Origin of the sequence: Mycobacterium sp., assembly GCF_052143115.1 — a bacterium.
Lineage (GTDB): Bacteria > Actinomycetota > Actinomycetes > Mycobacteriales > Mycobacteriaceae > Mycobacterium.
In genome coordinates, this window is record NZ_JBKQTQ010000322.1 from 1 (window position 1) to 7,996 (window position 7,996).

General features: G+C 64.4%; 10 protein-coding genes and 3 pseudogenes. 4 read left to right on the plus strand and 9 right to left on the minus strand.

What is annotated here, in order from left to right; all coding sequences use genetic code 11:
* Window positions 1–363 (plus strand): transposase (locus ACLQI9_RS31420; RefSeq protein WP_442392758.1); only part of this gene is annotated, 363 nt, incomplete at its 5' end.
* 364 nt (window positions 364–727) lie between these two features.
* Here the strand turns inward: ACLQI9_RS31420 and ACLQI9_RS31425 are convergent.
* Both ACLQI9_RS31425 and ACLQI9_RS31430 read right to left on the minus strand, forming a co-directional pair.
* Window positions 728–916, minus strand: a pseudogene (locus ACLQI9_RS31425) (long-chain fatty acid--CoA ligase); the annotation flags it as partial.
* A gap of 220 nt (window positions 917–1,136) precedes the next feature.
* On the minus strand, window positions 1,137–1,847 hold the full coding sequence (locus ACLQI9_RS31430; RefSeq protein WP_442382464.1) for a DUF4389 domain-containing protein: 711 nt from the start codon (window positions 1,845–1,847) through the stop codon (window positions 1,137–1,139).
* A gap of 369 nt (window positions 1,848–2,216) precedes the next feature.
* Between ACLQI9_RS31430 and ACLQI9_RS31435 the strand changes: the two genes are divergently transcribed.
* Window positions 2,217–3,443, plus strand: coding sequence for an IS110 family transposase (locus ACLQI9_RS31435; protein WP_442382468.1), 1,227 nt, complete (start codon window positions 2,217–2,219; stop codon window positions 3,441–3,443).
* 122 nt (window positions 3,444–3,565) lie between these two features.
* Here the strand turns inward: ACLQI9_RS31435 and ACLQI9_RS31440 are convergent, their stop codons facing one another.
* The 4 genes and pseudogenes from ACLQI9_RS31440 to ACLQI9_RS31455 all read right to left on the minus strand — a co-directional run.
* Window positions 3,566–3,838 (minus strand): hypothetical protein, encoded by a 273-nt coding sequence (locus ACLQI9_RS31440; protein ID WP_442392760.1) that lies wholly within the window; start codon window positions 3,836–3,838, stop codon window positions 3,566–3,568.
* 40 nt (window positions 3,839–3,878) lie between these two features.
* The gene (locus tag ACLQI9_RS31445; RefSeq protein ID WP_442392762.1) at window positions 3,879–4,136 is read right to left on the minus strand and encodes a hypothetical protein; all 258 of its coding nucleotides are present in this window, start codon (window positions 4,134–4,136) and stop codon (window positions 3,879–3,881) included.
* Window positions 4,137–4,149: 13 nt separating this feature from the next.
* Window positions 4,150–4,680, minus strand: a complete 531-nt coding sequence (locus ACLQI9_RS31450) for a SpvB/TcaC N-terminal domain-containing protein (protein WP_442392764.1) — start codon at window positions 4,678–4,680, stop codon at window positions 4,150–4,152.
* Window positions 4,681–5,449: 769 nt separating this feature from the next.
* Window positions 5,450–5,884: pseudogene (locus tag ACLQI9_RS31455) on the minus strand (transposase); the annotation flags it as partial.
* Between the two features lie 284 nt (window positions 5,885–6,168).
* On the opposite strand from ACLQI9_RS31455, the gene ACLQI9_RS31460 reads away from it, so the two are divergent.
* Window positions 6,169–6,426 (plus strand): hypothetical protein, encoded by a 258-nt coding sequence (locus ACLQI9_RS31460; protein WP_442379736.1) that lies wholly within the window; start codon window positions 6,169–6,171, stop codon window positions 6,424–6,426.
* Window positions 6,427–6,448: 22 nt separating this feature from the next.
* Here the strand turns inward: ACLQI9_RS31460 and ACLQI9_RS31465 are convergent.
* The 3 genes and pseudogenes from ACLQI9_RS31465 to ACLQI9_RS31475 form a co-directional block, all read right to left on the minus strand.
* A pseudogene (locus ACLQI9_RS31465) lies at window positions 6,449–6,621 on the minus strand (O-methyltransferase); the annotation flags it as partial.
* Window positions 6,622–7,007: 386 nt separating this feature from the next.
* A complete protein-coding gene (locus tag ACLQI9_RS31470; RefSeq protein ID WP_442379738.1) occupies window positions 7,008–7,400 on the minus strand; it encodes a PIN domain-containing protein in 393 nt (130 codons plus the stop codon).
* On the minus strand, window positions 7,388–7,654 hold the full coding sequence (locus ACLQI9_RS31475; RefSeq protein ID WP_442379740.1) for a type II toxin-antitoxin system Phd/YefM family antitoxin: 267 nt from the start codon (window positions 7,652–7,654) through the stop codon (window positions 7,388–7,390). Before ACLQI9_RS31475 ends, ACLQI9_RS31470 begins: the two co-directional genes overlap by 13 nt.
* 225 nt (window positions 7,655–7,879) lie before the next feature.
* Between ACLQI9_RS31475 and ACLQI9_RS31480 the strand changes: the two genes are divergently transcribed.
* Window positions 7,880–7,996, plus strand: a 117-nt coding sequence (locus ACLQI9_RS31480; protein ID WP_442379742.1) for a class I SAM-dependent methyltransferase, incomplete at its 3' end; no start/stop codon positions are given.

The following is a 7,996-nucleotide window of genomic DNA, read 5'->3' on the forward strand; positions in this document are numbered from 1 at the left end:
ATCAAGATCGCAACCACGATGCGAGGCGGCCGCACCAAGGTCGAGGGTGTCGTATTTCACACCGATCGCGGATCGACCTACACCGCAACACGTTTCACGGGCCTATGTGAGCGTGTCGGCGTGCGCCAGTCGATGGGCCGGGTCGGATCGTGCTTCGACAATGCCGCCGCGGAGGCGTTCTTCTCCACGTTGGAACACGAGGTGCTGTCCCGGCACCACTTCACCACCCGAGACCAGGCCCGCAAGATTATCGTCGCCTGGTGCCAGGATTTCTACAACACCCGCCGTAGGCACAGTGCCGCCGGGCTGCAAGCACCCGACCACTACGAAAAGACCACCGCAGAACAGCCGGCCGCGGCATGACACCGTTGAAACACTGTCCCAATTGGGGATCCCCTTGCGGGACTTCGAAAACAATCAGTTTCGTTCGGTTGCTAATGCGACCCGAAAGCGCACCGTTCCCGCCAACGGTGATGGAACTCTTGCCTCCAAAGCCCGCGATGCTTGCACGCCGGTTGCAGCACACTGAAATTGGCTACGACGCCGTCGCTTTCGATGCCTATGGGGAACGACTTTCAGCGTGTTGCCGGGGTGATCGCGGCGTTGACAGGCTACGCTACCGTCGCTCCAAGCTGACTAAGCGGTTCGGTCTCCGCATGGGACTAAAGGTTTAATGAGGCGAGCATGGTAGCTGAAGAACGGTCCACGCCGCGCATCGAGTCTGATGGGCACCCGCCAGCACCGCCACAGCATCACCATGACCGACCCCGACGGCCGCCAAGCCGCCAGCCACCCTTCGAGCGCGTTCATGCACTTGTGCCCAGCTGTGCCGAACCGGGGCGTAGGGCTCCCCGGTGGTCATCCCGTTACGGCTACTAACAGCATTGCCGAACATCGTTTCGGTAAATCTGCTCATCGCGGCCTCTCGCGCACATTGCTCGACACGCTTCTCATGTTGTATCAGACGAATCCGAAAATCCTGGGATTTACGTGGGGCGCGGCTGTTTTCGGTGAAAAAGATGCCATCCCGCAGCCAGCTGCAGAGCGCGTTCAGAGCACTTACCGATTCAGGTCAACGGCCCCAGACGGCCCCGGCCGGCGAGACCTCCTACATTAATCCACCCCGTACAGCGGTATTAGATGTCTTGCGGCTCAGGTGATGTCGGCGATACTGCGTGCTGCGGTTCACGCGGGCCCAGGTCGAGCCGGAACGGCGGGTACTCATCACGCAGCAACGCGGCATACACGCGCACCCGGATCGCCCACCGGTTGAGGCCGAGCACGAAGTCATACAAGCCTTTTGGATAACGCCCGGTCAACACCAGCGCCACCACCGCGAATGTCAGCAGCAGCGAGACCAGTGACAGTAGCGGGAAGCTGATCCATTCGCCCGGATGCAGCTGGATTTGGACCCCCCCGGCGGTGAAGAACGCCAGGATCATCACGTACTGCGGGATAGCCAGCAGCCACCACTTGATCAATACCAATCCTCGGCTCAAATGTTCGGGGTAGTCGACCGTCAAGTCGGCTGGATAATCCGGCTTCGGCTGCAGGCTGAACGGAGGGTACTTGTCGGTGCCCACCACCGTCAGCGCGTAGAAGGCCACCCGCCAGCGCCAACGCTCGACACCGACACTGAAGTCGAACAGAGCGCGGGGGTATTTCCCGGTTATCAGAATTGCGAAAAATGCGATCACAAAGACAACCACGACGGCGATGTGCAAGAAGAACAGCACGATGTAGTGCGGGATGGCAAGAATCCACTTGAACAGCCACTGCCAACGTGACAGCGCGGGGTCGAGGTCACCTCGAACGCGGACGGGATAATCGGCGGATTGCGGCAGCATGATTGGCGGCTCCTAATCGTTTAGTAGGGGTGGGTTGCCGGTCTTAGGACCGGGGTCTGTCCCTTGTGTGTCTGCCGCCGGGCGATGCCTGGTTGTTCCCGACGCTGGACGTCTCCAGAAAGATCGGCGCGCCTGGCGGCAGATCATGTATGTGGGTGGTGGGATGCCGTTGCCCGAGCCCGCCGCGGGGTTGACTTCCTGATGGTTGTTCCCGAGCCGTGAGCTCTTCGATAGAACGAGGTCCTGTGGTGGGCTGGAGTCATGGACGGCTACTGAGATGACGGACCTTCGAGTCCCGCGATTAGGGCGCCGCACGACTTCAGCGGGAACAACACAATCACCGACCAAAGGAGCGCTGACATCTTGGGCTTGTATTGCGGAATTGATTGGGCCAGCGAGCATCACGACATTGCTGTGGTCGATGACGACGGGCAGGTGGTGGCGCGTGGGCGGCTTGGTAATGACGCCGCCGGTTTTGCGCAGGCGTTGACGCTGTTGGCCGAGGCCGGCGACAGCGCCGACCATCCGATCCCGGTCGGGATCGAAACCGACCGGGGGCTGTGGGTGGCCGCGCTGCGCCAAACTGGCCGGCTGATCTATCCGATCAATCCGCTGGCGGCCTCGCAGTATCGGGCCCGGTATGCGCTGTCGTGGGCCAAATCCGATGCCACCGACGCGGTGCTGCTGGCCAACATTGTGCGCACCGATGCCGCTGCGCACCGCCCCCTGCCGGCCGACACCGGCCTGGCCCAAGCCATCCGGGTGCTGGCCCGCGCCCAGCAAGACGCGGTATGGGCACGTCAGCAGATCGGCAACCAGATCCGCGACCTGCTCAAAGACTTCTACCCGGCCGCGCTGGTGGCCTTCGCCGAACTGCCCAGCGGCGGGCTGGCCCGCGCCGATGCCCGCACCATCCTGGCCGCCGCGCCCACCCCCGCCGAGGCTGCCAAGCTCACCCCGGCACGGCTGCGCCCGCTGCTGGTCAAGGCCGGCCGCCGCCGCGATCTCGACCGCGACGTCGAGCGGCTGCGCGCGGTCTTTACCGATACCTACCTGCATCAGCCCCCCGTGGTGGAAAATGCGATGGGTATTCAGCTGTCGGCGTTGCTGCGCCAGTTCGAGGCCGCCTGCACCGCCGCTGATGATTTGGCTGAGGCGGCGAGTGCCCATTTTGAGCAACACCCGGACGTCAAGATCATCACCAGCTTCCCCGGCTTGGGGATGCTGGCCGGCGCCCGGGTGCTGGCCGAGATCGGTGATGACTGCGCCCGCTTCGCCGATGCCCGCGGGTTGAAGGCCTTCGCCGGATCCGCGCCCATCACCCGCGCCAGCGGCAAGAAAACCGTGGTGACACACCGGCATATCAAGAACCGACGCCTGGCCGCGGTCGGCGCGATCTGGGCAGTGGCCTCGTTGCGCAGCTCCCCGGGTGCCCGCCGCCCCTTCGATGCCCGCCGCGCCGCCGGAGACTGGAACCGCCAAGCCCAACGACACCTGTTCAACAAATTCCTCGGCCAACTTCACCACTGCCTGCAAACCAGCCAGCCCTACAACGAACACCGGGCGTTTCCACCTCCTCTCCCGCACGCGGCTTGACTTTTAACTTCCTGAGATGTCTTTCTGGTGCACTTCGGCCCGATCGATGAGCCCCCTGATTGTTTCGTCTCGCGCCCGTGGAATCCAGCATTGCCTCGGGGAGTCGACGAAGTTAGCAACAGCTACCCGGCCAATGTCTCGACGGCGCCGGCGGCGGTAGCCAGCGCGGCGAGGTGGTCGTCGACTGAGCTCAGACCCGCGCCCATGGTGTTGATGGAAACATGAGAGGCGCCGGCAGCGGCCCAGCGGCGCACATCGTCGACGAACTCTTCCTGATTGCCTCGCCAGGAGACTCGACCTTCCATGGCGATGCGACCGGGGTCTCGGCCCGCCTCGGTGGCCGCTTGGCGCAGCACTCGTACTGCCTCATCGAGCTGTGGTCCGGGTCCGGCCATGGGGAACCAACCATCGGCGAGCCGGCCCGCGCGGCGATTGTTAGCGGGGCTGCTCGCGGTAGTCCGCGTCATGTCTTGGAGCGCCGGGCAGCTGCTCATCCAGCGACTGGCGATAGGCGACGCACCCTCGAAGAAATTTTGGCCACGGCGGCACGGCGACGTCCGGGTCAATGCGTTCGGGCAGAGTCGCCCAGAGGTCGGGATGATGCCAACACAGGTCGTGCCCGGAGCTGTCACGATGGCGACGTATCGCGGCGCGCAGCTTGACCACTTCGACGACCAGCTGCTCTTGCGTCATTCGATCTAGATCCTCATCCACGGGGATCAGTCTGCTCCCGCGCGGTCCGCGGCACACCGTAACAGGATCCCTCAGTGCGAGGCCGGTAGCGGCGCACAGCGAAGCCCGCGATGGATAGGTCGTCGGCGAGCGGTGACCCGTCGGCTCCCCGCATCCGGACCAGGTCGTCCACGTCGGACAGGGTGAAGACGTCGGACTCGGCGCCGTCGGCGTAGCGCGGAATGCCATCGTCGGTCTTGCGTTGCACCCGCCCGGCCGGGATCTGCCAGCCCAGTCCGAAGTCACCGTTGCCCTGCGCCGACTGCCACGACAGCGCCAGCGCCGGGGTCCCACCGACCCGGGCCGGGCTGAGGGGCACCGCGACCGTGAACTCGCCGACTCCGGTGGCCGGGTTCGCGGTGAACTTCTCGCCGATGGCGCGCAATGCGCCGCCGCCTCGAGGAAGGGTGACGCTCGGGGGCGTCGGCGCCTGCGCGGCTGCGGACGGGTCGCCGGATGGCTCGCTGCGCGCCGCACGGCTGGACGCGACACCGAATGTACTCACCAGCACCGGTGCACCCTCACCACGCGAGGATGGCCAGGGAAGGAGCGTCGGAGTTGGCGTCGCGGTTGATCCGCTGCGTCGGCGATTCGTGCGCATGCTCCTGGCCAGACAGTGCCGCAGCGCGCGGCTGGCTGAACCGCGGGTTCCCTCGTGACGCACCCCGCCCAATGGTCGGGGTCATTGGCGGCAGTGTCCTCAAGTGATACAGAATCCCTCATCGCGACTCCGTTCTCGATTCCGGATACATGCTCGTAGCGTTAGTCTTGCGAGGTCCGGCGAAGCGTGCCTAAGTAGTCAACTACCTCATCTTCCGCGGCGAGGTACACGTCCCTGTCGGGCTTTGCGCAGCGCTTCGCCCTGCCAGTTTCGCTTCATTGCTCGGTAAGTCGGGAAGTGAAGCAGCCCATCAACGCGGGAGAAAGTTGTTGTCCGCGTCGCGCAATCGCGATGGCTGTTCGAGATCTCCAGACCGGCCAACTCGCTTACCGATCGATAGGCGCAGACGATGCCGCCGGCGCTTTGCAACCGTCCTGTGGGGCGCTCACCGAGACATGTGACAGCTGGTGTCGGCAGAGCCGCAGGCCGGATCGAGGGTGCGCTTGGCGTGCGGTCAATATCCGATCGGCCACCACCCGTGGTAGTGGTCACCGAATGCGGGTTCCCAGGCTGCGGTCCATATGCGCTGGTCACTACCCGCGACGAAGAGATCGATGTGATCGAGCGACCGACTGACGGCGGTGATCGGAGCGTGGGGATCTATCGCCGGTAGGTGCATTCCGAAGGTGTGCTTCCAGGTCGCGGCGGCGTTCTCCTTGTTGTCGGAGTGATCGATGGTGATGGTGGCATCCACGTCCAGATGCAGCCAGCCGTCATGATCGCGAGCCGCTCCCGCAGCCCAGGCCCGCTCGCGGGCATAGGCTCGCGCGCCGCGGATCCGTGACAGATGCGTCGCGTCGATCCGCTCGTCGAGCAGCCGCCACAACGTGGTTGTCGACGCGACCTGCCCAAATACATGGGATCGGTCACCCAACAGATTCCCGGCCCCGTCGACGCAGTCCGCGCCGTCGGCCACCGGCGCCGCGAGATCGGCGAACACCTCCCCGGGCGCGTGGCTCCACGGCCCGCGGTAGGTATCGGCCAACGCCCTAGTGACCTGCGACGACAGCCCAGTCAGGTCGGCGAGTTCCCGCAACATGCCGACCCCGGGATAGCCGAGGTGTAGTAAGTGTTCGGGTTGCACCGCCTTGCTGCGCGGCGCTGTTCGCCGATTGACGATCTCAATGGGCGCGCCCTCGAGCGCAGATCCAGCCCGCGACACCAGGATTACGGCTAGCAGGGGGCCTAATGGGCGCTAGCCCCGACGACATCGGCGCAGGGCGTCGGACATCCTAAGTGCTAAGTCTCGGTTGTTGAGGATCACTCACTAGTGACGACAGCGTCAGTCAACCGGCACGTTCCCGGTCATCCGGGCAGTCGAAGGAACACAAAATGAGGAAACTGATCAGTGCAGTGGCGATTACCGGCGCACTTGCCGCAGGCGGAATTGGGCTCGCGGGACCGGCGAGCGCAGATGCGCCCTGTGGCGGCGCGGTCGTGTTGGGCAACGGCGGGGGTCGCTGTGACTACGACCAGGGCCCGGATGGCAGCTTCATGCGCTGCGACACTGTATATGTGCTCGGTTTCGGCGGCACGAACTGCTACCGCGTATACCCGCCGCCACCGGCAGATTCTCCACCGGTAGCGTGACGACCGGCATAGCGCGGGTCCACTAGGTCAGGTACTCGGACTCCAGCACCAGATCGGGGATCAAGGTCTGATGCTCCCGTGGGCCTTGTGCTCGATGGTGTTCCACACCTTGCCCTGCTGCTGGCCCAAGAGGTCGCGGTACTTCGGTGCGTCGGGCACCTTGACGTGGTGGGCGACCACGATGGCGGGCGGGTTGGGTGGCTTGGGTGGCGGTGGTGGTCTGCCTCAGGGTTTGACCTCGGGTGCTGGCTTTAATCCGGGCGGGATGGCAGCGCCACCAGCGATGCCGCCCGCCGCATCGACGGATTTCTCGCGCGGCTTGGGCGCGGGTTTAGGCAGCGGGGGAGGTCCCGCCCCGTTCGTCCCGCCGGTCTCCCCACCTGCATCGACAGCGGCGACGAGTGGCGGATGGAAGTTGTTGCCGGAATTGAGTATTCAGCTGGTGGTTGGACGCGGTAGTGACGATCGGAAGCCGTGAGGCTATCCAAAAGTATTGTGAATGAGTCGGATTGGATTGGTCGATGATGAGAAGGGACGAGAATTAAGCAGTCCGCCAGCGCCTCAAAGGGAGCCCCGGGCGTTCAGGTAATAGTGCGTGCGTTGACGTCGGGCAGCTCGCCGAACCGCGCGTGCCGGTCAGTGGTGAGAATGGTGCGGCCAGTGGCGCGGCCGGTGGCGGCAACGATGAGGTCATGGGCCCCTCGGCGCTGGCCTTGTCGGGCGGTGTAGGCCAACAGGGCTGCATGGTGCTCGGCCACAGACCTGTCGTATGCGTGGACCGGTATGACGGCGAGGACCTCGTCGAGGAATGCTCGTTGAGCTGCCTGCCGTCCGGCGTCCTGATCGAGGTGCACGCCGGCAAGATATTCGGCGATGACAATTGCCGGGATGGCGACGTCGGCATCATCTGGAACGGTGGCTCGTCCTCGCACGGCAGCCACCAGCACGCCGGTGTCGAGGATCAGGCGGTCCACGGGTCGCGGTCGTCGTCGGTCGATGCAGCGGCCCGCGCGGTGCCGATGGACTCGGCAAAGTCGTCGTCAAGAGCCGCGGCATCGCGCCATCGTGTCAGCACCGCATTCAATGCCGCACCGGTCGCCGCGGGCGCTGGTGCGATTGACGCGACGCGGCGACCTGCGCGCGTCACCACGATTGTTTCACCCCGCTCGACGGAATCGAGCACCGCCGAGAAGTTCCTCGACGCCTCTGACGCTGCGACTTCGCGCATGCAATCAGAATATCATAATCTGAGTTTCAGATCCCCACTATCATGGCTTTTTGGATTGTTGCCGGTGCCCTATGCCACCCAGCGGTCCCACGCTTCCACCGATGCTGCACGGCGCGGTAGTGGGTATTCAAACTGACCCACTACCCACCAGCTGAATGAATTGCTCGGCGAACTCGACGGACGAACGGACGAGATCTCAGCGACCTCCACCTTGGCAAGTTTGAGATGGCGCAGGCGCACTACGACCTGTCTGACGAGTTCTTCCGGCTGTTCCAAGACCCGACGCAGAGTTACAGCTGTGCGTACTTCGAGCGGGAAGACATGACCCTCGAAGAGGCACAG

Coding starts and splice junctions, on each gene's coding strand:
- ACLQI9_RS31475 (WP_442379740.1), bottom strand. CDS start 7,654: ATGCGCGAAGTCGCAGCGTCAGAGGCGTCGAGGAACTTCTCGGCGGTG.
- ACLQI9_RS31445 (WP_442392762.1), bottom strand. CDS start 4,136: ATGACGCAAGAGCAGCTGGTCGTCGAAGTGGTCAAGCTGCGCGCCGCG.
- ACLQI9_RS31440 (WP_442392760.1), bottom strand. CDS start 3,838: ATGGCCGGACCCGGACCACAGCTCGATGAGGCAGTACGAGTGCTGCGC.
- ACLQI9_RS31430 (WP_442382464.1), bottom strand. CDS start 1,847: ATGCTGCCGCAATCCGCCGATTATCCCGTCCGCGTTCGAGGTGACCTC.
- ACLQI9_RS31460 (WP_442379736.1), top strand. CDS start 6,169: ATGAGGAAACTGATCAGTGCAGTGGCGATTACCGGCGCACTTGCCGCA.